We start from the raw sequence: 24,046 nt of genomic DNA, 5'->3' as shown, positions 1-24,046 counted from the left end.
GATAGTCCCCCCGGAACAGATACGCGGCGGGTGGCCCGCCGGGATTTGGAAAGGGGCGAGCCTAACGGCAAAGCGGTTGCGTGCAATCCCTTATTGCGCGTGCGAAGGCGCGAGCATCGGCCCCAGATTCGTTCCGGCGAAGATATGGACGTGCAGGTGCGGCACTTCCTGATGCGCATCGCCGCCGGTATTGGCGAGTAGGCGATAGCCGGTTTCGACCAGCCCCGCCTGACGCGCGATCGTTCCGACCGCGCGCACGAACCCAGTGATTTCCGCGTCTTGCGCGCGTGCCGAGAAATCGGCCCACGATACATATCGTCCCTTCGGGATCACAAGAATATGCGTTGGTGCCTGCGGATTGATGTCGCGAAAGGCGAGGGTGTGTTCATCCTCATGCACTTTGTCGCACGGAATTTCGCCGCGCAGGATTTTCGCGAAGATATTATCGTCGTCATAGGGCAGCGTTGCGTCGACGGGCATGGCGTTACTCTCCCGATCCGTTGGTGCGAGGGCGCGTTCGATGGCGTTTTGAAGCAAGCGCTGCGCTTCGACAAGCGGCGGCGGACGGGTTCGCCGGGGCGGAGCGGTTATCGGGTGCGCGCCGCTTTTTCCTCCAGCCCGGACACGCCTTCGCGCCGAATCAGTTCGCCGCGCACATCGTCGAGCGACAGCCCTGATTCGGCCAGCAGCACGAGCAGGTGGAAGATAAGGTCCGCCGCTTCGCCGGTCAGTGCGGCGCGGTCGCCCTCGATCGCGGCGATTACGGTTTCGACTGCCTCTTCGCCCACTTTCTGGGCGATCTTGGCGCGGCCCTTGGCATGCAGTCGCGCGACATAGGAACTGTCGGGATCAGCGCCCATCCGTTCGCGAATGACGGCTTCCAGCGTGGCGAGGGGGTCGGTATCGCTCATATGCCCGCACATCGCAGGCATGCGCGCTTTGTCAATCCTGACCGCCCTCGCGCCGCCCGCGTCGGCGAAAACGGGTGCGAAGCGCGCGGCGGGCGAACCAGACGCCGAGTACCGCGACAACGAACAATGCGATGTCGGAAAGTTCAAAGCCGTGGCGGTCGATAATTCCCGAATGGGCGGGCGCCTGTGCCCATGCGGGAAAGGCGCGCATCAGGCCGAAAAGAAAGACGATCATTCGCATCGCCACCGTGCCTAGTCCGCGATCCGGCAAGATACGGTTAAAATTTGGGTGCATTGCCCATCGCAACGTCATCAGCGCGATCGGTCAAGCCGCGCGCTGATTCAGAAGCGCTTCGCGTCGGCGCAGCGCCGCAATCAGTCCTTGTTGCGGCGTCGGGCGAGAAGGCGGCCTGCAAACACGCCGGCCAGCCCCGTTGCGAACAGCGCGAACATGCCGGGTTCGGGAACGGGGGACGGGCTGCCCGATCCGTGATGGCCGCCACCATTATGTCCGGGCGCTTCCTGCGGCGGCTGGCTCATCGCCGATGCGGCAGACAGCGGCATCAGCGTCGCTGCCGCGGCGATGGCGAGGCGGATGGGCATGGACATGGCGTTTCCCTTCGCTTGAATCCTGTTGCCAAGGGTTAATGCAAACGAGAGGCCACTTATCGAAATCAACGCTTTTCGGTAGGAAACAAGGTTAACCGTCGCGATCGGTTCATGGTAAATGTAAAATAAATCGACATTTGGAAGGGTCAGCCCCGCGCGGGGATTCCCGCCGCACGCAGCGCGGCATGGGCGTCGGCAACGCTCGCTTCGCCGAAATGGAAGATCGATGCGGCGAGCACTGCGCTCGCATGGCCTTCGCTGATTCCGGCGACCAGATGGTCGAGATTGCCGACGCCCCCCGACGCCACCACCGGCACCGTCACCGAATCGGCTATCGCGCGAATCAGCGGCAAGTCATAGCCGCCCTTCGTCCCGTCGCGATCCATTGAGGTGACGAGCAATTCGCCCGCGCCCAGCTTCGCCAGCCGCAGCGCGTGGTCGATTGCGTCGATGCCGGTTTCGCGCCGCCCGCCATGGGTGAAGATTTCCCAATGCTCGCCCACGCGGCGCGCATCGATTGACGCAGTGATGCACTGGCTGCCGAAACGGTCGGCGATGTCGGCGACGACTTCGGGCCGCGCGACCGCCGCGGAATTGACCGCCACCTTGTCCGCGCCGGCGAGCAGCAGCGCGCGCGCATCGTCCGCGCTGCGCACGCCGCCGCCGACGGTCAGCGGCATGAAGCAGACTTCGGCGGTGCGCCGCACCACGTCGATGATCGTCCCGCGATCCTCGTGACTGGCCGTGATGTCTAAAAAGCACAACTCGTCCGCGCCCGCCGCATCATAGGCGCGCGCCTGTTCGACCGGATCGCCCGCATCCTTCAGATCGACGAAATTGACGCCCTTCACCACGCGGCCGTTCGCCACGTCGAGGCAGGGGATGACGCGTGCTCGGACGGTCACGAAATGGCTCCGTTCGACCGGATCATGCCGCAGCCGCTCCGATCGCTTCGGCAAGGTCGAGCCGACCGTCATATAGCGCACGACCGGTAATTACGCCGGCGACGCCGTCATCGACATGGCGGCGCAGCGACTCGATATCGCCCATGCCCGCAACGCCGCCGCTCGCGATGACCGGGATCGATACCGCGCGGGCCAGCGCGACCGTCGCTTCGACATTGCAGCCTTTCAGCAACCCGTCGCGCCCGACATCGGTGAACAGCAGCGCGGCGACACCCGCATCTTCGAACCGACGGGCAAGCGATTCGGCCGATACGGTGGAAACATCGGCCCAGCCGCGTGTGGCGACCATCCCGCCCTTGGCATCGACCGCGACGACGATCCGGCCGGGAAAGGCGGCCGCCGCTTCCCGGACCAGATCGGGATTTTCCAGCGCCGCCGTGCCGATCACCACCCGGTCGACGCCAAGCGCGAACCAGTGTTCGATTGCCGCGCGGTTGCGGATGCCGCCGCCAAGCTGAACCCGGCCCGGAAACGTCTTCACGATATTCGCGACCGCTTCGCCGTTCACCGATTGCCCGGCAAATGCACCGTCCAGATCGACGACGTGCAGATGATGTGCGCCCGCTTTCGCGAACAGGTCGGCCTGTGCCGCCGGATCGTCGCCATAGACCGTGGCGCGGTCCATATCGCCCTCGGCCAGCCGGACCACCGATCCGCCCTTCAGGTCGATCGCCGGGAAGATGGTCAGGGACGCCATGCAAGAAACCTTTCGAGCAGCGCGATGCCGTATCGCTGGCTCTTTTCGGGGTGGAACTGGACGCCGACCATATTGTCGCGCCCGATCGCTGCGGTCACCGGCCCGCCATGGTCGCTGGTGGCGATCACATGCGCGCCGGTAAAGGCGAAGCTGTGCAGGAAATAGGCTTCGCCCGGTTCGATCAGCGGATGCGCCGCAGCCGGGACGACATCGTTCCAGCCCATGTGCGGCACGCGAATGCCGGGGGCGGGGGTGAGCGCCTTCACCGTTCCCGAAATCCAACCCAGGCCGGGGTGCGTGCCGAATTCCTCCCCGCTATCGGCCATCAACTGCATGCCGACGCACACGCCCAGAAATGGCGCGCCGCGCGTCAGCACGCGTTCCTCGATCGCATCGACCATGCCGGAGACGCCGCGCAGGCCCTTGGCGCACGCCCCGAATGCGCCGACACCGGGAAGCACGACGCGATCGGCGCGCCGCACCGTTTCGGGATCGTCGGTAACCGCGATATCGGTCGCGCCCGCCGCCATCAGCGCATTGTGGACAGAATGAAGGTTGCCCGCACCGTAGTCGATCAGCGCGATGGTCATGCCAGCAGCGCAGCGATTTCCGGCACGGCGAAGCTGGCGTTGAACGCGATCACTTCTGCCGTTGCGACGCCGCTTTCGACGAACGGATCGGTTCTTGCCAGCGCCTCGACCCTGTCCTTCGTCCCGCGGACCACGATGACCCCGCCGGTACGCGGGTCCTTGCGCCCGGCGATCAGGAACACGCCCTCGCCAAACCCTTTTTTCAGCCATTCGACATGCGCGCCCATTTGCACATCGACCGCGTCCAGCGGTTCGACATAGTCGAGCAGGATCAGGCACAGCGGTCCCGACGAGCGGTAGTCTTCAGCCACCCAGCATGCCCTTGGTCGAGGGAATTGCGTCTGACTTGCGTGGATCGATCTCGACCGCATTGCGCAGCGCGCGCGCCAGCCCCTTGAAGATGCTTTCGGCGATATGGTGGTTATTGGTGCCGTACAGCGTCTCGATATGCAGCGTGATCCCCGCATTCTGCGCGAAGCTGTGGAACCAGTGTTCGATCAGTTCGGTATCCATCTCACCCAGCTTCACCTGAGTGAAGCCGGTTTTGAAGACCAGCCAGGGACGCCCCGAAATATCGAGTGCGACGCGGCTGAGCGTCTCGTCCATCGGCGACATCGCATCGCCATATCGGTGGATGCCCTTCTTGTCGCCCAGCGCCTTTGCCACCGCCTCGCCGATGGCGATGCCGCAATCCTCAACGGTGTGATGCTGGTCGATGTGCAGGTCGCCCGCGACGGTGCATTCGAGGTCGATCAGCGAATGGCGCGAAAGCTGTTCGAGCATATGGTCGAGAAAGCCCACCCCGGTCGAAACGGAATATTGTCCCGTCCCGTCCAGGTTGACGGTGACATCGACGGCGGTTTCCGCGGTCTTTCGCGAGATGCTTGCGCTGCGCATGATGCCCCCCACATAGCGCGGCCGCCGCGTCATGCAATCTTGACCGCGGCCCAAAGGAGGTTAGTCACCGCAATCATGACAGCAAGCGTGCCAGACAGCCTGATTCCCTATGACGAAATCGTGCAGGAGGCACTGCGCGCAGTCGTCGGCCGCGTGCTGGGGCAGGTGCAGGAAACGGGCGCACTGCCCGGCCAGCATCATTTCTACATCACATTCAAGACGCAGGCGCCCGGCGTCGACATTCCCGAACGGCTGGTCGAACGCTTTCCCGATGAAATGACGATCGTCATGCAGCATCGTTTCTGGGACCTGACGGTCGACGATGAACGCTTTTCAGTGGGGCTGAGCTTCAACCAGATTCCGTCTATGCTGGTGATCCCGTTTGCCGCGATTACTGGCTTTCACGATCCGGCGGTCAATTTCGAACTGCGCTTCGCCGCGCAGGAAGGGCCTGACGCGCCGGAGCCGGACGATGACGGCGAACAGGACCGCGATCGCGGCGTGGTGGCCGAATCGGAAGACGGTTCGAACGTCGTCGCGGTGGATTTCAAGCGCAAGAAATAGCGTTCCGCCGCGTTCGCTCACCGGTCGTCGCGGCCAGCACCGGGTAAAGGCGCTTCGGAACGATCCGTGTGCTCCGGGCGCTCTTCGTCCTGCGCGAAGCGAACGGAGGAATGGACGTGAACACTACCCGCACCGAAAGCGATTCGATCGGCGATATTGATGTGCCCGCCGACGCCTATTGGGGCGCGCAGACGCAGCGCAGTATCGAGAATTTTCCGTTCGGCGCGCGCGAGCGGATGCCGGTGGAGATCGTGCGCGCGCTGGGCATCATCAAACAGGCCGCGGCGCGGGTGAACCGCGAACACGGCCTGGACGGCGATATTGCCGATGCGATCGAACGCGCCGCAGCCGAAGTCGCGGACGGTGGCCTGGACGACCAGTTCCCGCTCGTCATCTGGCAGACCGGCTCGGGAACCCAGTCGAACATGAACGCGAACGAGGTGATCGCGGGCCGCGCCAACGAAGCGCTCAACGGAAGGCGCGGCGGCAAATCGCCGGTCCACCCCAATGACCATGTCAACAAATCGCAAAGTTCGAACGACACCTTTCCCACCGCGCTGCACATCGCGACCGCACTTGCCACGCGCGACAGGCTGCTCCCAGCGCTCGACCGCCTGCTCTCCGCGCTGGAGGACAAGGCGAAGGCGTGGGACGATATTGTCAAGATTGGCCGCACCCATCTTCAGGATGCGACGCCGGTCACGCTGGGGCAGGAATTTTCGGGCTATGCCGCGCAGCTTCGCCTTGCGCGCGTGCGCACCGAAGCCTTTGTCACCCATGCGGTATCGCGGCTGGCGCAGGGCGGCACGGCGGTGGGCACCGGCTTGAATGCACCCAAGGGATTCGGGGAAGCATTCGCCGCGCAGGTAAGCGACATCACCGGCTTCACGTTCGAAACCGCGCCCAACAAGTTCGAAGCGCTGGCGTCGAACGACACGCTGGTCGATTTTTCGGGGCGGCTGAACAGTCTGGCCGTCGCGCTTTCGAAAATCGGCAACGATATTCGCCTGCTGGGATCGGGGCCGCGCTGCGGGCTGGGCGAACTTGACCTGCCCGCCAACGAACCGGGCAGTTCGATCATGCCCGGCAAGGTCAACCCCACCCAGTGCGAGATGCTGACCATGGTCGCGGCGCAGGTTATCGGCAACCATCAGGCGGTGACCGTCGGCGGGCTTCAGGGGCATTTGGAACTGAATGTTTTCAAACCGATGATCGGCGCCGCCGTGCTGCGGTCGATCGATCTGCTGAGCGTGGCGATGGAGAGTTTCGCCGAACGCTGTGTCGACGGGATGGAGGCGAACGAGAAGCGCATCGCCGAACTGCGCGACCGTTCGCTGATGCTGGTCACCGCGCTCGCTCCCGAAATCGGCTATGACAATGCCGCGAAGATCGCCAAGCACGCGCATGAGAACGACATGACGCTGAAGCAGGCGGGTCTGGATCTGGGGCTGGTCGACGAAGCGACCTTCGACCGCGTGGTGAAACCCGAAACCATGGTCGGGCGGTAGCGCGGGCAGAAAAACGGCGCTTCGACTTTGCTCAGCGCAAACGGGTGTAGGGCCAGTTTTCAAATGATCCGTTGGTCCTGAGCGAAGTCGAAGGACCGTACTCATTTCCTGTCCGCGTGTGTCCAATCGGAACCGCGCGCAAGGTTTGCGGGTTCCGAAAAGACGACGCAGCCCCCTTTTCCGGGGCGGATTTTTCAGGAGATACTAATATGGGTGCAACCACGATCGGCGCGCTGGTGGGCGGAGCAATCGATTCGATGAGCGGTGACGACAGCGCGGCCGACGGCGCGATCATCGGCGCGGTTACCGCCAATGTGCTGAAGGTCGCGGTGCCCGTCGCGCTTACCTATGCAGTGGGCTGGCTGGTGCTTCGCGGCATATCGGAAGGCGTGGAGCAGGTGTTCGGCGGCGGCGAGGGAGCCTGAACGCTTGACGCGACCGGTTCTGCTCCGCCACTAGCAACCATGGCATTTGAGCGAGACCCCGATCCCCATGGTTTCAAACGGCGCGGTGTGTTGTTCGTGCTGTCCTCCCCTTCGGGCGCGGGCAAATCGACGATCGCGCGCAAGCTGCTTGCCGCCGAACCGAAGCTTGGCATGTCGGTTTCCGCGACCACCCGGACGATGCGTCCCGGGGAGGTCGATGGGAAGGATTACCATTTCGTCGATATCGAACAGTTTCGCGACATGGCTGCGAATCACGAATTCCTCGAATGGGCGCATGTCTTCGACCATCGCTACGGGACGCCGAAAAAGCCGGTCTACGACATGCTGGAGGCGGGACAGGACGTGCTGTTCGATATCGACTGGCAGGGCGCGCAGCAGCTTTTCCAGATCGCGGGCGGCGACGTGGTCCGCGTCTTCATCCTGCCGCCCTCGATGGAGGAGTTGCGCGACCGGCTCGAACGCCGCGCGACCGACAGTCAGGAGATCATCGACGGTCGCATGGCCCGGTCGGAGCGTGAGGTCAGCCATTGGGACGGCTATGACTATGTGCTGGTCAATGACGATGTCGAGCAATGTTTCGAATCGGTCAAAACCATCCTCGCCGCCGAACGGTTGAAACGCTCGCGCCAGACCGGCCTGATCGGCTTCATCCGCGGCCTAATGAAATAAGCGAGTCCGCCGCCGCTTGCGCCAACGGCGCTAGAGCATCTTCAGGAACCGGACGCCCGCGTCGAAACTTGCCCGCTTGTCGGCGCGCGCCTTCGCCGCGAGTTCGTCTTCGCCCCATTGCCCGGCCTGCCAGTCCTCGTCGCAATTCGCCGCTTGCCATATCGCATCGGCTTCGGCCGCCGCTTCGAGCAGCGCGAGCGCGAGGACCAGCGATCCGGTAATCGTCACAATCGGGTACAATCCGGCCAGTTCATGCGCGGAACACGCCGCGACCGCCTCGTTCAGCCGCGCCACCGTCGCCACCGGCTGAGCGACGTGCATCACGCCGTGCACACGTTCTAACCGGATGTCGTAGCGCGCCTGCGCCCAGTCGAGATGCGGCCCCCACAGCATTTCCTGTCTGGCGACAAGGTCGTCCGGACTGTCGGCCCGGTAGCAAAGAAGATCGGTTTCGCCATAAGCGGCAAGCGTTGCGGCAAAGGTTTTGCGATCGGTGCCCGCCCGGTCGATCGCGGCATTGGCAAGCCCGGTCAGCGGCATCGCGGCAGGATCGATGGTTTCGGCGACTGCGCGCCATTCGTCCGCAATCTTCTCGGCAAGAACAGCATTCGGCACGGTCATCGGCGCGCGACCTGGTGTGCGCACCGGCCGGCCGTCGAGCGCGATCCCAAATTGATCGCCCTCGGGCGCAGTCGTGACCGCTTTCCAGAAGCGTTTCATTCGTCGCGCGTCCGCCATTGCCGCGCCATGGCGCGCGGCACCGTTGCGATCATATACAGCGCGGCCAGCACGATTGCCGCGCCCAGCACGCGCGTCCAGGTGTCGCCCGCGCGCGCCAGCACCACCAGCCCGAAAACCGCGCCCGCCGACCCGGCGATCCGCACCAGCGTCATGGCCAGATAGCGGTTGCGCGCGCTGTGGAGTCCGCCGCTCACAGCGCCGCCAGATAGGGGAGGATTTCGCTGGCATGGCCGGTCACATGCCGCGCACCTGCCGCGCCAAGCTCGTCGGGCGCATGATAACCCCATGCGACGCCCAGCGGATGCGCACCCGCCGCGACGCCCATCGCCATGTCGAACGTGGTATCGCCGATCATCACGCTGGTTTCGGGCGCTGCGACCGCTTCGGCGATCGCGGCTTCCAGCATTGCCGGATGCGGCTTGGACGGGTGGCGGTCGGCGGTCTGCAACGTCACGAACCGGTGTTTGAGGCCATGATGGTCGAGCAGCAGGTTCAACCCGCGATCCGATTTGCCGGTGGCGACGCCCAGCATCCAGCCCGCGTCCTCCAGTGCGCCCAGCGTTTCGGCGATTCCGTCGTAGAGCGGTTCGGCCAGCATCGCGCCGGTGTTGCGCAGCTTCACGAACTGGTCCTTATACGCGTCGGCCAGCGTCAGGTGCAGGTCGGCATCGCCGTCCGGAATCAGTTGCGCCATCGCTTCGACCAGACTCAGCCCCACGATCCGGCGAATGGCGTTGCGTTCGGGCGGCGTCAGCTTCGCGCCGTTGAATGCCTCTTCCATCGCGATGCAGATATTCGCCTGGCTGTCGACCAGCGTGCCGTCGCAATCGAATATGGCGAGCCGGTTGGTCACGGCTTGCCCCGACCGCCGCCGCCGCCGTCGCCGCGCTTGCGCCGTTCGCCACGCCGTTCCTTGCGGATGGTCTTCGCGTGGCGGCGCGCCTTGATCTTCTTTTCCTCGCGGGTCGCGGGCGGCGGCGCTTCGCTGATCGGCAGCGCATCGCCCTTGGCGGGGTCGAAGCCCAGCATTTCCATCGATTCGGCGAAATGCTGCGGCAATTCGGCGGTCACGTCCAGCTTGCCGCCGCCCGGATGATCGACGCGGATGCGCCGCGCATGAAGGTGCATCTTGCGGCTGACGCCGCCGGTCAGGAACGCCTCAGGCCCGCCATATTTGCCGTCGCCGACGATCGGGTGGCCGATCGCAGAGAGGTGCACGCGAAGCTGGTGGGTGCGCCCGGTCATCGGTTGAAGTTCGACAAAGGCCGCGCGATTGCCCGCGCGCTCGATCACGCGATAGCGCGACTTTGCGGGCTGGCCATTCTCTTCATCGACGTGCATCTTCTCCCCGCCCGTGCCCGGTTGCTTGGCGAGCGGCAGGTCGATCAGCCCGTCGTCTATATCGGGGACGCCGACGACCAGCGCCCAATAGACCTTTTTCGCGGTGCGGCCCGCGAAATTCTTGGAAAACAGCCCCGCCGCACGCGGTGTCCGCGCAACCAGCAGCGCGCCCGACGTATCCTTGTCGAGCCGGTGGACCAGCTTCGGCCGGTCCTCACGCTCGAATGACAGCGCGTCGAGGAGCCCGTCGACATGCTCGGTCGTCTTCGTCCCGCCCTGCGTGGCGAGGCCCGGCGGCTTGTTCAGAACCAGCGCAGCATCATCCCTGTGAATGACAAGGCTTTGCGCGAATTCGACCTGTTCGGGCGTCAGCGGTTTCTTCTGCCGCTGCGGCTTCGCGGTTTTCGGCGCCTCGGCAGGCGGCACGCGGATCGTTTGTCCCGCCCGGACATGATCGCCCGGTTTGGCACGCGCGCCATCGACACGAAGCTGCCCCGTGCGTGCCCAGCGCGACACGATGTTGAAGCTGGCGTCGGGGACGTGCCGTTTGAACCAGCGGTCGAGGCGAATGCCCTCATCCTCCGTCGCAACGGTGAACTGGCGAACCTCGTCGGATGCGACGTTGGTCATGCGACGGCCCGGACGAGGTTCAGCCCGGCGGCAAGCGCGCCGATCGATGCGATCACTGATATGAGCACATAGCCGAGTGCCGGCATCCACGCGCCGCGTTCGATCATGTTCACCGCGTCGAGCGAGAAGGAGGAAAAAGTGGTGAAGCCGCCCAGCATTCCCACCGCGAGGAACAGGCGAAGCGATTCGCCCGGTGCGGCGACCCGCGACAATATTCCGACCAGCAGTCCCATGAACAAGCCACCAAGAATATTTGCGCTCAGCGTGCCCCAGGGATAGCCCGGCCCCATGAGCGCGATCATCGCGCGGCCCAGAAGATGGCGACCCGCAGCACCGATGGCACCGCCCAGCATGACGAAGAAGATATGCGGCATTGCAGGTGCAGTTAGCGTCTATCCCGCCAAAGGGAAAGCCGTGCCTCGCCGTTGCGGTCTACCCGCCGTTGTTGGTGACGATATCGATATCGGTGCCGCCGCCGTCGCGCGGACGCAGCCACAGGACATAGGCACCATCGTCTCTGGCGCGCGTGCCGCCCAGAATATGCTCGGTCCCGTCGATCTGATGCTCGGCAGTGAACCCGGCGCGCCGCGCGCGGGTGTAATACCAGTTGACCATGGTATCGAGCGGCGTTGAAGTCTGGAAATTGACGATGCGCAACCGGCACGCATCCTTGTCTGTGCCCGCCGCCTCGATCACCTTCGCCCCGGGATATAGCGGCATGTCGGTGGGCATACGGGCGGCCCAGCGCGTCGAATAGCGGATATCGGCGGCGCAGCCGGCGACCCTGCCATTGCCCTGTTGCTGCGCCAGCGCGCCCAACGTCACCGAATTGCCCGATGCCTTGCACGCCGGACAGTCTTTCGCCGGGGTGGGGGCAGGCGCCTGCATCAATTTGCCCGCATCGCCGCTTGCGCGCCCTGCCACACCGCTATCGGGCAGCGCGCCCGAATAGGGTTTGCCAGGCGGGCGAACCGCGTTGCCGTTGCGCTGATCGGCGAGCGTGGGATCGACCATGATCTGGTCCTGCAACGCGCCGGTGACCGCCGGGTCGGTGCTGTTGGCCGTATCGACCAGATCGGAATCGAGATTGTCCAGCGCGCTGTCGTCATCGCCGCCCGAACAGCCGGCGAGGATCATCGGCACGGCGATCAACGCGGCGCGCGCGGCTTTGCCGAAGCGGCGGACGGGAAGGGGGCGGGGGTGGCTCATGTCGCGCCACTGGTCGCATGCGGAAGGTTAAGATCGCGTTTTCGGCAACTGTATTATCTTGTCAATACGCCGTGCGGTGCCCATGTGATCGGCCATGTTCAATCTTCTTTCGCTTTTTACCGGAATGATGGCACTTGTCCTTGCGCTGGTCGGGCTGATGCCGCTGCTCGGCTGGCTCAACTGGGCAGCGGTCCCGCTTGCCGTGATCGGCGCGGCGCTGGGCATGGTTTCGTCGGGACGGTCGGGCCGTAACCTCAACCTTCTGGTGATCCTTGTCGGGGTCTGCCGGCTCGCGCTGGGCGGCGGTATCTTCTGACGTTGGGCTCGTCGCGCGCGCCTTTTATGTTTCCGCGTGCGAAAAGCGTTGTTCGCCCGCTACCCTGTCGGCTAAGGACGGCTTCATGCGTATGACCTCGTTCCGTCCCCTCGCCGCCGGTCTTGCCATGGCCGGCCTGATGGTCACTGCCGGTTGCGCCTCGACAAAGGCGGGCAACGACCTTCCTTATGTCGCGCGCGATGTCGGCACCCTGTATTCTGCGGGCAAGGAAAAACTGGACAAGGGCCAGTACAAGCTGGCGGCGGCCCTGTTTGCCGAGGTGGAGCGTCAGCATCCCTTTTCGGTCTGGGCGCGCCGCGCGCAGCTGATGGCGGCGTTCAGCTATTATATGGACGACGATTACACTCAGGCAATTCAATCGGCGCAGCGGTTCATCGCCGAACATCCCGGCAGCCCCAGCGCGCCCTATGCCTATTATCTGGTCGGGCTTTGCTATTATCAGCAGATCGCCGATGTCGATCGTGACCAGAAGATCACCGAACAGGCGAAGGCGGCGCTGGGCGAGCTGGTCCGCCGCTATCCCGATACGCGCTATGCCGCCGATGCACGGCTGAAGCTCGACCTGGTCGAGGATCATCTCGCCGGCAAGGAGATGGAGGTCGGCCGCTTCTATGAACAGCGCGGCAACTGGCTTGCCGCGACGAAGCGGTTTCAGACCGTCGTCGACGACTATCAGACCACGACCCATGTTCCAGAAGCGCTGATGCGGCTGACCGAAACCTACCTCGCGCTCGGCCTTCCACAGGAAGCAAAGAAGACGGCGGCCGTGCTCGGCGCGAACTATCCGGGCAGCAAATGGTATCAGCGCGCCTATGACCTCATGCAGGACAAGGCTCCGGCGGCGGTTGCCGCCGGCGCCTGAGGCCGTCGCGGTGACGGGCCGCACGCCATGCTGACCGGGCTGTCGATCCGCGATGTCGTGCTGATCGAAGCGCTCGATCTGGATTTCGCACCTGGTCTGGGCGTGCTGACCGGCGAAACGGGCGCGGGAAAATCGATTTTGCTCGATGCGCTCGGCCTTGCGCTGGGCGGGCGCGGCGAAACCGCATTGGTGCGCAGCGGCGCGGGGCAAGCGGTGGTCACGGCGAGTTTCGTGACACCCGCCGACGGCAGCCCGATCGCGCTGCTTCTCGACGAAAACGGCATTGCCCGCGAACCGGGCGAGCCGCTGATGATCCGGCGGTTGGTAAAGGCCGATGGCGGCAGCCGCGCCTTTGTCAACGACCAGCCCGCATCGGCAGGGCTGCTGCGCGACCTTGCCCAGCATCTTGTCGAAATTCACGGCCAGCATGACGATCGCGGCCTGCTCAACGCGCGCGGACATCGCCGCCTGCTCGACGCTTATGGCAGGCTGGACGTGGCAAGCGTTGCCGCCGCGCATCGGCGCTGGCGCGCGGCGGAGGCCGAACTGGCGGAGATGCGCGAAAGCCATGACGCGGCGATGCGCGATCGCGAATGGCTGGAACATGCCGTTGGCGAACTGACCGCGGTCGCACCCGAACCGGGCGAGGAGGAACAGCTTGCCGAACGCCGGGCGGCGATGCAGCGCGGCGAAAAGATCGCGACCGAGCTTCAGGGGATCGCCGATCTGCTCGACGGATCGGAGGGCGGTCTTGCCCGACTGCGTCAGGCGGCGCGAATCCTCGAACGCGTCGCCGACGACCATGAGGCGCTCGGCGAAGCGCTGGCCGCGATCGATCGCGCGATTATCGAAGGCGCGGCGGCGCAGGAAAAGGTGGATGAGGCGGCCGAAGCGCTCGCCTTTGATCCCGCGCAGCTCGAAGCCGATGAGGCGCGCCTGTTCGAACTGCGCGGGCTGGCGCGCAAACACCGGGTGCAGCCCGACGACCTGTCCGCGCTCGCCGGGGATCTGGCCGCGCGTCTTGCACGCATCGAAAGCGGCGGCGAAGCGCTGGAGCGATTGGAAAAAAGCGTGGCCGCCGCGCAGGCAGAGTATCGCAAGGCGGCCGATTCGCTGCACAAGGCGCGGGTCGAGGCGGCGGCGCGGCTCGACCGGTCGGTCGCGAACGAACTGAAACCGCTGAAGCTCGACGCGGCCCGTTTTCGCACCATGGTCGAACCGCTTGCCGAGGCGCAATGGTCGGCCACCGGCAGCGACCGGGTCGAATTCGAAATCGCCACCAATCCCGGCACCCCCTTCGGCCCGCTCGCGAAGATCGCGTCGGGGGGCGAATTGTCGCGCTTCATCCTCGCGCTGAAGGTCGCGCTTGCCGAAGAAGGCGGAGCGCGCACGCTGATCTTCGACGAAATCGATCGCGGCGTCGGCGGCGCGGTCGCGAGCGCGATCGGCGAACGGCTTTCGCGACTTGCGGCAAGTGCGCAGGTGCTCGTCGTCACGCACAGCCCGCAGGTGGCGGCGCGGGGCAATCGCCATATGCTGATCGCCAAATCGAGCGACGGCATCGTCACGCGCACCGGCGTGACTCCGCTGGATACCGACGAGCGGCGCGAGGAAATCGCCCGGATGCTGTCGGGCGCCGAAATCACCGACGAAGCGCGCGCGCAGGCGCAGCGCCTGCTTGAACCTGCCTGACGCGTTCCGTTCAGCGACGCGGGGACGGCATTACGATGGGGAGAGGGCGCGGGTAATTGCCGGCCAGCCCCGTTCGTCCTGAGCGGCTGCTGAAAGCAGCCGGTCGAAGGGCCGTCCTTACCTCGCCCCCAATCCGCCGCACGGCGATACGGCACGTCGCTTGCGCATCCATAATCCGGGGAACCTGCACCCCGGCCGGTTGGTTCGCATGGGCAACGAACAAGAGGGATTTGAATGTCGAGACGCTCGCCGGCGAAACTTGAAGTACGCACCGCCACCACCGGGGACATTCCCGGCATCCTGTCGCTGATCGGCAGGGTCTATGCCGCCTATCCGGGCGTGGAAAACTACACCCCCGGCATGATCCGGGGACAGATCAACAACTTTCCCGCGGGGCAGTTCGTCGCGCTGTATGAAGGCGAGGTCGTCGGCTATTGCGCGTCGAGCCGGATCGACGAGCATGTCGCGCTGTCCCCGCATGACTGGGAAAGCATCACCGGCAACGGTTTCGGCAGCCGCCACGATCCGACTGGCGACTGGCTGTACGGCTATGAAATGGCGGTCGATTCGAAACAGCGCGGCCTGCGTATCGGCAAGCGCCTGTATGAGGCGCGCCGCGCGCTCACCGAACGGCTGGAATTGAAGGGCATCGTGTTCGCCGGGCGGATGCCGAATTACCGCCGCAACCGGAACAAGGTCGAAGGCCCCGCCGACTATGTCGAGAAGGTGCGTGAGGGCAAGCTGCGCGATCCCGTTATCGGGTTCCAGCTTTCGAACGGCTTCGAGCCGATCGGCATCCTCGAAAACTATCTGCCGGAGGACAAGGCCTCGCTTGCGATGGCTGCGCACATGGTCTGGCGCAACCCGTATGTGGATCCCGACGAACCGCCGACCCACCGCGTCCCGCGCGACATCGAAAGCGTCCGGCTCGCCACCTGCCAGCTTCAGGCGCGCGCGGTGAAGGATTTCGACGAATTCATTCGCAACGTCGAATATTTCGTCGATGTCGCGGCCAGCTATGAATGCGACTTCATCTGCTTTCCCGAACTATGCTCGCTCTCACTGCTTTCGTTCGAGCGGAAAAAACTGTCGCCGACCGAGGCGATCGACCGGCTGACCGACCATCGCCAGCCGCTGGTCGATGCATTGAGCGACATGGCGCTCCGCTACAACATCAACATCGTCGGCGGGTCGCACCCGACGCGCACCGATGATGGCGATATTCAGAACGTCGCCTATGTCTGCCTTCGGGACGGTTCGGTCCATGCGCAGGAAAAGCTGCACCCGACCCCCAACGAAGCCTATTGGTGGAAGATCAAGGGCGGCGACAGTGTGGAAACGATCCAGACCGATATCGGCCCGGTCGGCGTGCTCATCTGCTACGATAGCGAATTTCCCGAACTTGCGCGGCGATTGGTCGATGAAGGCGCGCGGATCATCTTCGTGCCGTTCTGCACCGACAATCGGCAGGGCTATATGCGCGTGCGCTATTGTGCGCAGGCGCGGGCGATCGAAAACCAGTGTTTCGTGGTGATGAGCGGCAATGTCGGCAACCTGCCCGGCGTCGAGAATATGGACATCCAATATGCCCAGAGCGCGATCATCACGCCATGCGATTTCCCCTTCGCACGCGACGGAATCGCGGCGGAGGCGAGCGAGAATATCGAAGCGCTTACGATCGCCGATGTGAACCTGGCCGACCTTACCTGGGCGCGCGCGGAAGGGACGGTGCGCAACCTTACCGACCGCCGGTTCGATCTGTACCGGATCGACTGGACGCAGGGCCCGCGTCCCGAAGGCCAGCAAATGCCCAGCCGCGCGCCGATGGAAAACAAGGGGCCGGGCGGCGGCTGATGGGCGAAGCGGCCGTTATCCGCGGTTCACCTACCTGAACGAACCCGCTCGCCGCGACACATTTCGCGACACTTTTGCGGGGCGTTCGGGACATTGACGATACAGACAGGCCCTATTCTTCAATCCATGCCGGAAGCATCCCGGCGAAGGAAAGAAGGAGACGCCGCCATGAAGACATTCACGCTCATGCTCGCCGGGATCGGCATCGCCACCGCCGCCATGCCCGCGACGGTCACTGCGGCGCCGCGCCAGTCAGCGAATATCAGCCATGTTCAGATCGAGCGTCAGATCGATCAGCGCGAACATGACGGGAGGATCGGTCGCCGCGACGCGCGTTCGCTTCGCGTCGAATATCGCCAGCTTGCCAGGCTTGAGGCGCGCTATCGTCGCAGCGGACACGGGCTGAGCAGCGCGGAACGCCGCGACCTCGATCGCCGCTATGCCATGCTGGAGCGCAAACTTCGCCACGACAGCCATAGCCGCGGCGGTGACAGCAGACAGTATCATCAGGCGAACTATCGTCGCTGATCCCATAAGGCTCCGCCCGACCGGCGGAGCCTTTTTGCCAAGTCCGCCAAACTCAACGCAGCGGCTTGCCCGAATCCTTCCATTTGTCGAGGATTTGCGATTGCGGAAGCACCGCGACATGCGGGTCTGCTTCACCGTCATCCTGCGGGGTGGCTTGCGCCACCCTGTCGGACGATGCGGCCGCGTGGACGATGGCGGGAAGCGGCAGCGCGGCTTGCACCATTTCGACCGGCGGGGCATCGATCCTGCGGTGCGGCCCCGGCACCGGCTCACCGCCAGCATATACTTCATGAAACGCGGCCGCCGTTCCCCACCAGCCCGCCCAGCGATGGAAGAAATGCGCACCGAACACGCCGGTCATTACCAGCTTGCGGTTCCATGCCGGGCGAACCGCATAGGTGTGATAATGCGTCGCCAGCCCGACGGGCGCGAAGACATGCCCCGAAAGCGCCGCCACGGCGACGTCGCGCGCCCTGCGCCAGTACCGGCGATCGGGCGCGCGGGCGAGTGATCCGTCGCAGGCGAAGCTGAACTGGCATCCAGCCCGTTCGGATCCCTGATAAACCACCCCGCATACGGTATCGGGAAAGGCGGGGTGCGCGACACGGTTCAGGATCACCTGCGCCACCGCCTGTTGCCCGTCATCGGGTTCGCGCGCCGCTTCATAATATATCGCGCTGGTCAGGCATTCGCGCGCCCGCGCCTCGCTTTCGGCGGAGCCGGTCAGGCGAAAGGGGCGGGCAGGCACGATGCCCGGCTGCATCGCATCGGCGCGCGCGGATGCCGGCATGTCGGGCAGCGCGGTCGTGCCGGTAACGCCGCGCGCCACCGCCGCATCGTCCTCCACCATCGTGTAATAGAGCGAACCGGGAAAATGCTCGCCCGCATCATAATCGGCCTTCGGCGACATGACGGGCGCGGGGGGGCGCATCTGGTCGAGCGAGGCGAGCGCTGCATGCGCCGAAAACCCCGCCCCCGCCAATAATGCGAGCGCGGCCGCGATTAGCGTGCGAATCTCCATGCCGAAAGGGCGGGGTGCCGACATAGCGCCGCCAAATACTGCAATGCGCGCGACAATGCGCCCGCCAAAATCGCAGTGTCCCGCCGCGAAACGCTATATGGTTAAATCAGCAATTGCGTGCGAAGGATCAGTCGCGCCGCTTCGACTTGGCGGCATATAGCGCGGCCGCGGCTAGCGCCGCCGATCCGATGCCAAGCCCTATCCCCGCGCTGGTCGGCCATTTCCTGCTGCGGTCATGGCCGGGTTCGGGGCGCGCACCGGCACGCGACTGTGCGGTCTTCGCCTCGCGCGCAGCGGCGGTGATTTCGTTTTCGCTCTCGTCATGCATGATCGCTCTCCGCAGCTCTTATGCTTGTTTTTTACGAACATAGCGCGCGAGAAAGCGATTGGCGAACGTCTTCAGCTCGCCCTTCGCGATCGCATCGCGCAGATCGGCCATCAGCGCCTGATAAAAGAATATATTGTGCTCAGTCATCAGCATTGCGCCCAATATCTCGCCCGCGCGCACCAGATGGTGGATATAGGCGCGGCTCCACCCGGCACATGCCGGGCAACCGCATTCAGGGTCGAGCGGCCCGGTATCCTCGGCAAAGCGGGCGTTGCGAATGTTGATCGGCCCGTCGCGGGTGAACGCCTGCCCGGTGCGCCCCGACCGGGTCGGCATGACGCAATCGAACATGTCGACGCCGCGTTCGACAGCGCCGACGATGTCGTCAGGCTTGCCCACGCCCATCAGGTAGCGGGGCTTGTCGGCGGGAAGCTGCCCCGGCGCGAAATCGAGCACGCCGAACATCGCGTCCTGTCCTTCGCCCACGGCCAGTCCGCCGATCGCATAGCCGTCGAACCCGATATCGATCAGCGCATCCGCGCTCGCCCGGCGCAAATCCTGGTCAAGCGCCCCTTGCTGAATACCGAACAGGGCAGCGCGATCCGCATGTTCCTCACCCGAATCGAACCCGTCGCGGCTGCGCTTCGCCCAGCGCATCGACCGCTCCATCGCCGCGGCCTGAACCTCGCGCGTGGTGTCGCTGGGGACCAGTTCGTCGAAGGCCATCACGATATCGCTGCCCAGCAGCCGCTGGATTTCCATCGACCGTTCGGGGCTCATCATATGGCGCGACCCGTCGAGATGGCTTTTGAAGACGACGCCGTCCTCGCTGCGTTTCGTCAGTTCGGAAAGGCTCATCACCTGATATCCGCCGCTGTCGGTCAGGATCGGGCGATCCCAGCCCATGAATGCGTGCAGCCCGCCCAGCCGATGGATACGCTCGGCGCTGGGGCGAAGCATCAGGTGATAGGTGTTGCCAAGGATGATATCGGCGCCGGCGCTGCGCACGTCATCGGGTTTCATCGCCTTTACCGTGGCGGCGGTGCCGACCGGCATGAAGGCGGGCGTGCGAATATCGCCGCGCCGCATCGAAATCGTGCCGGTACGCGACGCGCCGTCGGTGGCGGTAATGGTGAAATCAAAACGTGGGTTCATGGGGCAATCGCCATGCCCCGCGAACGCGCGGCTGTCCACCATGCGGCGAAGGCGCGCGAGGAAAGAAGGACGGGGCTTCGACGCTGCTCAGCCCGAACGGTCAGGGCGCTATCGCTTCGCCCCAAATCCGTCCGCGCTGAACGAAGTCAAAGGAGCCGTCCCTCTTTTGCTGCTCAGCCCGTCACCACGTTGTTCTTGCGATCCTTGTCGGGCAGCTTGTGGTCGGGATCGATTTCCGCCTTCACAACCTTGCTCGTGCCGCCAACCGGCACTGCGGTCGCTGCCTGCCGGATCCACGTTTCGGCCGGAAGCCGCACGTCCTTCGTGCTGCCATCGGCAAAGGTCACGCGAAGCGTCGCCGGAATTATCAGCTTGTCGCGCGCTTCCACCGTTACCAGCGCGCCCTTTGTCGGATCATTGTCGACATACGCGATCCGGGTCGCCGCCAGGTCCATCTGCCAGTTGTTCAAAAACCAGCCGCGCCAGTAATAGTCGAGGTCTTCGCCCGCGTCGCTCGCCATCGCGCGGAAAAAATCATCGGGCTTGGGATGTTTGAACGCCCAGGCATCGGCGAAGCGGCGAAAGGCATGGTCGAATCGCTTCGGTCCCAATATCTGTTCGCGCAGTAGCACCAGCCCCAGCGCGGTTTTGAAATAGGTGACCGGATGGCGGTATTTTTCGATCACCGTGTCGGCGCGGCTCATGATCGGGGGCGCGTCCTTATCGGCAAGGATCGGCAGAATTTCGTCAACCGGATTACCGCCGCCCGGCGCATATTCGCCGTCGCGCTTGGGCGCATATTCGCCATGGTTGAACTCGTCCGATTCATACACGTCGATGAACGTGTTGAACCCTTCGTCCATCCACGCATGGCGGCGTTCGTCGAACCCGACGATCATCGGGAACCAGCCATGGCCGATTTCATGCGCGGTGATCCAGAACAGCATCTTGCCCTTGTCGTCGATGCCGTCGAACACGATGCCGGGATATTCCATGCCCGTAGCGGGACCCGCGACATTGATCGCGTTGGGCCAAGGATAGGGATACCATTTGGCCGAAAACCGTTCGACCGCATCCTTTACATATTCGGTGGAGCGGCCCCACCGGTCCGGTCCCGCGCTTTCCGCCGGGTAAACCGACTGGGCGAGCGCGCTCTTTCCGTCCGGCAGGTTGATCCGCGCCGCGTCCCACGCGAATTTGCTCGACGCTGTCCATGCGACGTCGCGCGTATTTTCCATGCGGAAATGCCAGGTCAGCGTACCGTCGCGCTTCGGCCTGCTGGCCGGATCGTCGATTTCCTGCGGTGACCGGATCGTTACCGTCTTGTCGGACCGGCGCGCCTTGTCCAGCCGGTCGATCTGCGTCGGCGTCAGCACGTCTTTCGGGTTCATTAATTCGCCCGATCCGGCGACGATCATGTCCGAAGGCACGGTCAGCCAGTAATCGAAATCGCCATATTCGCTGTAAAATTCCTGGGACAGATAAGGCAGCGGGTCCCAGCCGCGAATATCGTCATACACGGCGACGCGCGGATACCATTGCGCCAGGTCATAGATTTCGCCGTCGCGTGACGTGCCCCATGCCATCCGCCCGCCGAACGTGCCGGGGATGGTGAAATGCCACGCGATTTCGATCGTCGCGCTCTCGCCCGGTTTCAGCGGCGCCGGCAGCACGATCTGCATCCGCGTATCGTTGATTGTCGGCGTCACCGGCTGGCTCTCGCCCTTGCCGATGCCGATCGCTGCCGAATCGATCATCGCGCCGCCGGTGGTCCCGCGTACCGGCCCGCCATTGGCAAGGTATCCCCGCGATTCCGCCTTGTAGAGATTCTGTTCGACGTGCAGCCAGATGATGCGAAGCGTGTCGGGGCTGTTGTTGGTATAGGTGATCCGTTCGGACCCGCGCAGCGCCTTCGCCTTCGTGTCCAGCGTCGCGCGAATCGCATAATCGGCATGGTTCTGCCAGTAATCGGGGCCGGGCAGGCCATTGGACGAGCGGTAGCGATTGACCCCCTGCGAAAGGTCCAGCGGCGCGAAGGTTTCGCGTGGATGATATTCCTGCGCGACAGCAGGCGCGGCGACCAACAGCAGCGCGGGCGCCACCAGCAGCTTCTTCATCGATATTCCCCCGTACGACAGGCCGAACCCGCCTTAGGCCACATACCAGCGCCGCTGTCGACAGGCCGGTTTTAGAAACCGACATCCAGAATAACCGCCATTGATTGTCCATCGATCGCACCGATCAGCGTGACATTGCCACCGGGATAATCGGGGCCGTTAATTGCCGTGATAGCGAGGACATGCATTTTGGCCGAAAAAAGCGGTGTGAAATCCTTGGCATAGGGTGCTGTAACGATCACCGATCCGTCCGTTTTTTCCCAAACACTATATCCCCATGCTGCGTCGATAAAATGCAAGCCGCTGTTGTCCGGGGCCGATGAGGACGGCTTTTCGTCATATCGTTTTCCGTCGCAGCTTTCGGGACTGAAACGTCCATTGGAGAGCGCGTGGTTATAATAATCGGCTTCCAGCAGATAGCAGCGCCCGTCGCTGAAGAAGAGCGTGGCCGGCAGGAATCCTGGACCCCATGCGTTCTTCAGACGCACATTGCCATGCGGCGTGATCGCAAATGCACCGATCACCTTGACATGGCCATCCCGGGGATAGTCCGGAACAATCATAAACCGGTCCGCAACCGTTCCGGGCGGCACAGCAATTATGCTCGGCATATCCTTGTCCGGCGGGGCCGCAATATCTCTTTCGGGCGGCCGACCAGCATACCCCGCTGGGGGCACGAACTGGCTCTCCTCCTCCGGTACGGTCGGCGTCAGTGCGAGGGTCGCGGCAATCGCGAAAGCTATCAGCATCATATCGCGCTCCCTGTTTCCATCATCAGCCTATAGCACGATAATGACCAGTGCTTGCTGGTCCGTCCTAGACGCCCAGATCGTCAAGACAATGTTCCACCGCGCCGCGATAGCTGTTTCCGAACAGGCGCAGATGGACGAGCAGCGGCCAGAGGCGATAGACCGGCTGGCGCTCGCGCCATCCCGGTTCAAAGGCGAGCGCGTCGAAAAGGCGAGCGGGCGGCGCATCGAACAGCGTCAGCATTGCCGCATCGACTTCGCGGTCACCATAATAGCAGGCCGGATCGATCAGCGCGCGCACATGGTCGCCCGATACCAGCACGTTGCCGCCCCACAGATCGCCATGGAGCAGCGCCGGGGCGGGATGCGCAGGCAAATGATCGTTCAGCCGGTCGGCCAGCGCCTCGATCCGTCGGGCCAGCGCGGCATTGACATGCGGTGCGTGGCAGCGAAGCCGGCGATCGGCCCAGAATGTCACCCAGTCGTCGCATTGCGTGTTCTCGACGCTCACCGCACCAAAGGCGTGATCGCACGTCCAGCCATAGCTATCGCCACGCGCGCCGTGCAGGCGGCCGAGCACCTCCGCCAGATCGTCCCACGCATTCGACAGACTACCGCCCGCATCGACCCGTTCGATCAGCAACAGCTCGTCGCTTGCCGCGAGCACTTCGGGAGCGGGCGCGCCGGTTGCGGCGATGGCGCGAAGCATCGCCGCTTCGCTTCGTGCGCTCACTCCCGTTTTGGAAACCACGCGGCGGCCATCGGCAAGGTCGAGCGCGACCACTTCGGAAAGGTCGCCGCCGGACATGGGACGCGAAGCGACGATGTCGCTGCCCAGCAGGGCGGCGGCTTGCGATGGATCAGTCATGCAAGCGCATCTGGGGTCGGCGAAGCGCCATTGCGAGCAGTGCGTCCGCGCTCCGTCAATGCCAACCCGCCAAACGAGTGAACCAATCCAGCGTCGGCGCAAGGGAAACGCGATGCGTCGGCATGGATGCGTTCGGCGGTTATCGCTGCATACGCAGCGCGACCTCGCTCAGAAAGCGGGCGTCGTCGCCGCGTGCCAGCCATTCGGCTTCGGCCGCTACCGCACCCAGCAGGACGGACAAGTCCTCGATCTCCTCTTTCGCATAATTGCCCAGCACATAGCCGTGCACCCTGTCCTTGTGCCCGGGATGGCCGATGCCCAACCGCACGCGACGATATTCGTTGCCGATATGGCTGTCGGTCGAACGCAGGCCGTTATGCCCGGCCGCTCCGCCGCCGGTTTTCACCTTCACTTTGAACGGTGCCAGGTCCAGTTCGTCGTGAAAGACGGTGACCGCGCTTTCGTCCAGCTTGTAGAAATCGACCGCGGCGCGGATCGACCGGCCGCTTTCGTTCATGAAGGTGGCGGGTTTGAGCAGTATGATCTTTTCGCCGCCGATCCGGCCTTCCTGCGTCAAGCCCAGAAACTGCTTTTTGGGCGTGCTGAAACCGTGGATTTCGGCAATCGCGTCGACCGCCATGAAACCGACATTGTGCCGGTGCATCGCATATTGCGCGCCGGGATTACCCAGTCCTGCCCAGATTTGCATCGACCTGCCCTTTCGGGGCGCGGGTGGCCCGCCCGGTCCGTGCCGGGAT

At 64.2% G+C, this 24,046-nt stretch carries 31 protein-coding genes; 9 read left to right on the top strand and 22 right to left on the bottom strand.

The genetic code is table 11. The features are described from left to right. Positions 1-90: 90 nt before the first annotated feature. From KY084_RS11745 to hisB, 9 genes are all read right to left on the bottom strand, one after another. A complete protein-coding gene (locus KY084_RS11745; protein WP_219238661.1) occupies positions 91-480 on the bottom strand; it encodes a histidine triad nucleotide-binding protein in 390 nt (129 codons plus the stop codon). A gap of 107 nt (positions 481-587) precedes the next feature. Further along, positions 588-911 carry a phosphoribosyl-ATP diphosphatase gene (locus KY084_RS11740; protein WP_219238660.1) on the bottom strand — a complete coding sequence of 108 codons (324 nt, stop codon included), beginning with the start codon at positions 909-911 and terminating at the stop codon, positions 588-590. Between the two features lie 31 nt (positions 912-942). Continuing rightward, on the bottom strand, positions 943-1,146 hold the full coding sequence (locus tag KY084_RS11735) for a hypothetical protein (protein ID WP_246587071.1): 204 nt from the start codon (positions 1,144-1,146) through the stop codon (positions 943-945). A 140-nt stretch (positions 1,147-1,286) separates the two neighbouring features. Further along, complete coding sequence (locus KY084_RS11730) at positions 1,287-1,520, bottom strand: PEP-CTERM sorting domain-containing protein (protein ID WP_219238659.1); 234 nt, start codon at positions 1,518-1,520, stop codon at positions 1,287-1,289. A gap of 146 nt (positions 1,521-1,666) precedes the next feature. Continuing rightward, positions 1,667-2,425 (bottom strand): imidazole glycerol phosphate synthase subunit HisF, encoded by a 759-nt coding sequence (hisF, locus tag KY084_RS11725; protein ID WP_343228005.1) that lies wholly within the window; start codon positions 2,423-2,425, stop codon positions 1,667-1,669. A gap of 22 nt (positions 2,426-2,447) precedes the next feature. After that, on the bottom strand, positions 2,448-3,182 hold the full coding sequence (gene hisA / locus KY084_RS11720; protein WP_219238658.1) for a 1-(5-phosphoribosyl)-5-[(5-phosphoribosylamino)methylideneamino]imidazole-4-carboxamide isomerase: 735 nt from the start codon (positions 3,180-3,182) through the stop codon (positions 2,448-2,450). Further along, positions 3,170-3,772 (bottom strand): imidazole glycerol phosphate synthase subunit HisH, encoded by a 603-nt coding sequence (hisH, locus tag KY084_RS11715; protein WP_219238657.1) that lies wholly within the window; start codon positions 3,770-3,772, stop codon positions 3,170-3,172. Before hisH ends, hisA begins: the two co-directional genes overlap by 13 nt. Then, entirely contained in the window at positions 3,769-4,083 is a 315-nt protein-coding gene (locus KY084_RS11710) for a YciI family protein (RefSeq protein WP_219238656.1), read from the bottom strand. The genes hisH and KY084_RS11710 overlap by 4 nt, the downstream gene beginning before the upstream one ends. Beyond that, positions 4,076-4,669 carry an imidazoleglycerol-phosphate dehydratase HisB gene (gene hisB / locus KY084_RS11705; protein ID WP_219238655.1) on the bottom strand — a complete coding sequence of 198 codons (594 nt, stop codon included), beginning with the start codon at positions 4,667-4,669 and terminating at the stop codon, positions 4,076-4,078. Before hisB ends, KY084_RS11710 begins: the two co-directional genes overlap by 8 nt. 75 nt (positions 4,670-4,744) lie before the next feature. Here hisB and KY084_RS11700 point away from each other — a divergent pair, with 75 nt between their 5' ends. The 4 genes from KY084_RS11700 to gmk all read left to right on the top strand — a co-directional run bounded on the left by KY084_RS11700 (position 4,745) and on the right by gmk (position 7,856). Beyond that, positions 4,745-5,233, top strand: a complete 489-nt coding sequence (locus KY084_RS11700) for an SspB family protein (protein ID WP_219238654.1) — start codon at positions 4,745-4,747, stop codon at positions 5,231-5,233. Positions 5,234-5,349: 116 nt separating this feature from the next. Further along, on the top strand, positions 5,350-6,741 hold the full coding sequence (fumC, locus tag KY084_RS11695) for a class II fumarate hydratase (RefSeq protein ID WP_219238653.1): 1,392 nt from the start codon (positions 5,350-5,352) through the stop codon (positions 6,739-6,741). Between the two features lie 209 nt (positions 6,742-6,950). Next, positions 6,951-7,166: a hypothetical protein gene (locus tag KY084_RS11690; RefSeq protein ID WP_219238652.1), complete on the top strand. Its 216-nt coding sequence runs from the start codon at positions 6,951-6,953 to the stop codon at positions 7,164-7,166. A gap of 39 nt (positions 7,167-7,205) precedes the next feature. After that, positions 7,206-7,856 carry a guanylate kinase gene (gene gmk / locus KY084_RS11685; RefSeq protein ID WP_219238651.1) on the top strand — a complete coding sequence of 217 codons (651 nt, stop codon included), beginning with the start codon at positions 7,206-7,208 and terminating at the stop codon, positions 7,854-7,856. Between the two features lie 30 nt (positions 7,857-7,886). Here gmk and KY084_RS11680 read toward each other — a convergent pair whose 3' ends face one another. The 6 genes from KY084_RS11680 to KY084_RS11655 are packed head-to-tail and all read right to left on the bottom strand — an operon-like array spanning position 7,887 to position 11,777. Then, positions 7,887-8,576: an ATP12 family chaperone protein gene (locus KY084_RS11680; RefSeq protein ID WP_219238650.1), complete on the bottom strand. Its 690-nt coding sequence runs from the start codon at positions 8,574-8,576 to the stop codon at positions 7,887-7,889. Beyond that, positions 8,573-8,791, bottom strand: coding sequence for a hypothetical protein (locus tag KY084_RS11675; RefSeq protein WP_219238699.1), 219 nt, complete (start codon positions 8,789-8,791; stop codon positions 8,573-8,575). Before KY084_RS11675 ends, KY084_RS11680 begins: the two co-directional genes overlap by 4 nt. Further along, the gene (locus tag KY084_RS11670; RefSeq protein ID WP_219238649.1) at positions 8,788-9,450 is read right to left on the bottom strand and encodes an HAD-IA family hydrolase; all 663 of its coding nucleotides are present in this window, start codon (positions 9,448-9,450) and stop codon (positions 8,788-8,790) included. Before KY084_RS11670 ends, KY084_RS11675 begins: the two co-directional genes overlap by 4 nt. Beyond that, positions 9,447-10,568, bottom strand: a complete 1,122-nt coding sequence (locus KY084_RS11665; protein WP_219238648.1) for an RluA family pseudouridine synthase — start codon at positions 10,566-10,568, stop codon at positions 9,447-9,449. Before KY084_RS11665 ends, KY084_RS11670 begins: the two co-directional genes overlap by 4 nt. Next, the gene (gene crcB / locus KY084_RS11660) at positions 10,565-10,942 is read right to left on the bottom strand and encodes a fluoride efflux transporter CrcB (protein ID WP_219238647.1); all 378 of its coding nucleotides are present in this window, start codon (positions 10,940-10,942) and stop codon (positions 10,565-10,567) included. Before crcB ends, KY084_RS11665 begins: the two co-directional genes overlap by 4 nt. A 58-nt stretch (positions 10,943-11,000) precedes the next feature. Then, entirely contained in the window at positions 11,001-11,777 is a 777-nt protein-coding gene (locus tag KY084_RS11655; RefSeq protein WP_219238646.1) for a hypothetical protein, read from the bottom strand. 94 nt (positions 11,778-11,871) lie between these two features. Here KY084_RS11655 and KY084_RS11650 point away from each other — a divergent pair, with 94 nt between their 5' ends. The 5 genes from KY084_RS11650 to KY084_RS11630 all read left to right on the top strand — a co-directional run bounded on the left by KY084_RS11650 (position 11,872) and on the right by KY084_RS11630 (position 17,050). Beyond that, on the top strand, positions 11,872-12,093 hold the full coding sequence (locus KY084_RS11650; protein WP_219238645.1) for a hypothetical protein: 222 nt from the start codon (positions 11,872-11,874) through the stop codon (positions 12,091-12,093). Positions 12,094-12,178: 85 nt separating this feature from the next. Beyond that, on the top strand, positions 12,179-12,976 hold the full coding sequence (locus KY084_RS11645) for an outer membrane protein assembly factor BamD (protein WP_219238644.1): 798 nt from the start codon (positions 12,179-12,181) through the stop codon (positions 12,974-12,976). A gap of 27 nt (positions 12,977-13,003) precedes the next feature. After that, entirely contained in the window at positions 13,004-14,668 is a 1,665-nt protein-coding gene (recN, locus tag KY084_RS11640; protein ID WP_219238643.1) for a DNA repair protein RecN, read from the top strand. Positions 14,669-14,902: 234 nt separating this feature from the next. Beyond that, on the top strand, positions 14,903-16,522 hold the full coding sequence (locus tag KY084_RS11635; RefSeq protein ID WP_219238642.1) for a bifunctional GNAT family N-acetyltransferase/carbon-nitrogen hydrolase family protein: 1,620 nt from the start codon (positions 14,903-14,905) through the stop codon (positions 16,520-16,522). 168 nt (positions 16,523-16,690) lie between these two features. Beyond that, positions 16,691-17,050: a hypothetical protein gene (locus KY084_RS11630; RefSeq protein ID WP_219238641.1), complete on the top strand. Its 360-nt coding sequence runs from the start codon at positions 16,691-16,693 to the stop codon at positions 17,048-17,050. Between the two features lie 52 nt (positions 17,051-17,102). Here KY084_RS11630 and KY084_RS11625 read toward each other — a convergent pair whose 3' ends face one another. The 7 genes from KY084_RS11625 to pth form a co-directional block, all read right to left on the bottom strand. Further along, entirely contained in the window at positions 17,103-18,095 is a 993-nt protein-coding gene (locus KY084_RS11625; protein ID WP_246587068.1) for a cell wall hydrolase, read from the bottom strand. 103 nt (positions 18,096-18,198) lie between these two features. Beyond that, on the bottom strand, positions 18,199-18,399 hold the full coding sequence (locus KY084_RS11620; protein ID WP_219238640.1) for a hypothetical protein: 201 nt from the start codon (positions 18,397-18,399) through the stop codon (positions 18,199-18,201). Positions 18,400-18,417: 18 nt separating this feature from the next. Beyond that, entirely contained in the window at positions 18,418-19,554 is a 1,137-nt protein-coding gene (tgt, locus tag KY084_RS11615) for a tRNA guanosine(34) transglycosylase Tgt (protein WP_219238639.1), read from the bottom strand. A 173-nt stretch (positions 19,555-19,727) separates the two neighbouring features. Continuing rightward, positions 19,728-21,671 carry a M1 family metallopeptidase gene (locus KY084_RS11610; protein WP_219238638.1) on the bottom strand — a complete coding sequence of 648 codons (1,944 nt, stop codon included), beginning with the start codon at positions 21,669-21,671 and terminating at the stop codon, positions 19,728-19,730. Between the two features lie 71 nt (positions 21,672-21,742). Further along, positions 21,743-22,423, bottom strand: coding sequence for a hypothetical protein (locus KY084_RS11605; protein WP_219238637.1), 681 nt, complete (start codon positions 22,421-22,423; stop codon positions 21,743-21,745). Between the two features lie 64 nt (positions 22,424-22,487). Next, positions 22,488-23,288 (bottom strand): fructosamine kinase family protein, encoded by an 801-nt coding sequence (locus KY084_RS11600; RefSeq protein ID WP_219238636.1) that lies wholly within the window; start codon positions 23,286-23,288, stop codon positions 22,488-22,490. 139 nt (positions 23,289-23,427) lie between these two features. Then, a complete protein-coding gene (gene pth / locus KY084_RS11595) occupies positions 23,428-23,997 on the bottom strand; it encodes an aminoacyl-tRNA hydrolase (RefSeq protein ID WP_219238635.1) in 570 nt (189 codons plus the stop codon). Positions 23,998-24,046 lie beyond the last annotated feature (49 nt).

Origin of the sequence: Stakelama flava, assembly GCF_019351405.1 — a bacterium.
Lineage (GTDB): Bacteria > Pseudomonadota > Alphaproteobacteria > Sphingomonadales > Sphingomonadaceae > Sphingomonas > Sphingomonas flava_A.
The sequence above is the reverse complement of the archived record's forward strand: the minus strand, read 5'-3'. Positions and strand labels throughout refer to the sequence as shown.

What these genes read in the sequence shown, in the direction of transcription:
- gmk (WP_219238651.1), top strand. Translation starts at nt 7,206, where the DNA reads ATGGCATTTGAGCGAGACCCCGATCCCCATGGTTTCAAACGGCGCGGT.
- KY084_RS11610 (WP_219238638.1), bottom strand. Translation starts at nt 21,671, where the DNA reads ATGAAGAAGCTGCTGGTGGCGCCCGCGCTGCTGTTGGTCGCCGCGCCT.
- KY084_RS11645 (WP_219238644.1), top strand. Translation starts at nt 12,179, where the DNA reads ATGCGTATGACCTCGTTCCGTCCCCTCGCCGCCGGTCTTGCCATGGCC.
- KY084_RS11625 (WP_246587068.1), bottom strand. Translation starts at nt 18,095, where the DNA reads ATGTCGGCACCCCGCCCTTTCGGCATGGAGATTCGCACGCTAATCGCG.
- KY084_RS11630 (WP_219238641.1), top strand. Translation starts at nt 16,691, where the DNA reads ATGAAGACATTCACGCTCATGCTCGCCGGGATCGGCATCGCCACCGCC.
- KY084_RS11700 (WP_219238654.1), top strand. Translation starts at nt 4,745, where the DNA reads ATGACAGCAAGCGTGCCAGACAGCCTGATTCCCTATGACGAAATCGTG.
- KY084_RS11650 (WP_219238645.1), top strand. Translation starts at nt 11,872, where the DNA reads ATGTTCAATCTTCTTTCGCTTTTTACCGGAATGATGGCACTTGTCCTT.
- KY084_RS11735 (WP_246587071.1), bottom strand. Translation starts at nt 1,146, where the DNA reads ATGATCGTCTTTCTTTTCGGCCTGATGCGCGCCTTTCCCGCATGGGCA.
- KY084_RS11635 (WP_219238642.1), top strand. Translation starts at nt 14,903, where the DNA reads ATGTCGAGACGCTCGCCGGCGAAACTTGAAGTACGCACCGCCACCACC.
- KY084_RS11655 (WP_219238646.1), bottom strand. Translation starts at nt 11,777, where the DNA reads ATGAGCCACCCCCGCCCCCTTCCCGTCCGCCGCTTCGGCAAAGCCGCG.
- recN (WP_219238643.1), top strand. Translation starts at nt 13,004, where the DNA reads ATGCTGACCGGGCTGTCGATCCGCGATGTCGTGCTGATCGAAGCGCTC.
- hisH (WP_219238657.1), bottom strand. Translation starts at nt 3,772, where the DNA reads ATGACCATCGCGCTGATCGACTACGGTGCGGGCAACCTTCATTCTGTC.
- KY084_RS11680 (WP_219238650.1), bottom strand. Translation starts at nt 8,576, where the DNA reads ATGAAACGCTTCTGGAAAGCGGTCACGACTGCGCCCGAGGGCGATCAA.
- pth (WP_219238635.1), bottom strand. Translation starts at nt 23,997, where the DNA reads ATGCAAATCTGGGCAGGACTGGGTAATCCCGGCGCGCAATATGCGATG.
- tgt (WP_219238639.1), bottom strand. Translation starts at nt 19,554, where the DNA reads ATGAACCCACGTTTTGATTTCACCATTACCGCCACCGACGGCGCGTCG.
- KY084_RS11730 (WP_219238659.1), bottom strand. Translation starts at nt 1,520, where the DNA reads ATGTCCATGCCCATCCGCCTCGCCATCGCCGCGGCAGCGACGCTGATG.
- KY084_RS11600 (WP_219238636.1), bottom strand. Translation starts at nt 23,288, where the DNA reads ATGACTGATCCATCGCAAGCCGCCGCCCTGCTGGGCAGCGACATCGTC.
- hisA (WP_219238658.1), bottom strand. Translation starts at nt 3,182, where the DNA reads ATGGCGTCCCTGACCATCTTCCCGGCGATCGACCTGAAGGGCGGATCG.
- KY084_RS11745 (WP_219238661.1), bottom strand. Translation starts at nt 480, where the DNA reads ATGCCCGTCGACGCAACGCTGCCCTATGACGACGATAATATCTTCGCG.
- KY084_RS11605 (WP_219238637.1), bottom strand. Translation starts at nt 22,423, where the DNA reads ATGATGCTGATAGCTTTCGCGATTGCCGCGACCCTCGCACTGACGCCG.
- hisB (WP_219238655.1), bottom strand. Translation starts at nt 4,669, where the DNA reads ATGCGCAGCGCAAGCATCTCGCGAAAGACCGCGGAAACCGCCGTCGAT.
- KY084_RS11665 (WP_219238648.1), bottom strand. Translation starts at nt 10,568, where the DNA reads ATGACCAACGTCGCATCCGACGAGGTTCGCCAGTTCACCGTTGCGACG.
- crcB (WP_219238647.1), bottom strand. Translation starts at nt 10,942, where the DNA reads ATGCCGCATATCTTCTTCGTCATGCTGGGCGGTGCCATCGGTGCTGCG.
- KY084_RS11740 (WP_219238660.1), bottom strand. Translation starts at nt 911, where the DNA reads ATGAGCGATACCGACCCCCTCGCCACGCTGGAAGCCGTCATTCGCGAA.
- KY084_RS11620 (WP_219238640.1), bottom strand. Translation starts at nt 18,399, where the DNA reads ATGCATGACGAGAGCGAAAACGAAATCACCGCCGCTGCGCGCGAGGCG.
- KY084_RS11690 (WP_219238652.1), top strand. Translation starts at nt 6,951, where the DNA reads ATGGGTGCAACCACGATCGGCGCGCTGGTGGGCGGAGCAATCGATTCG.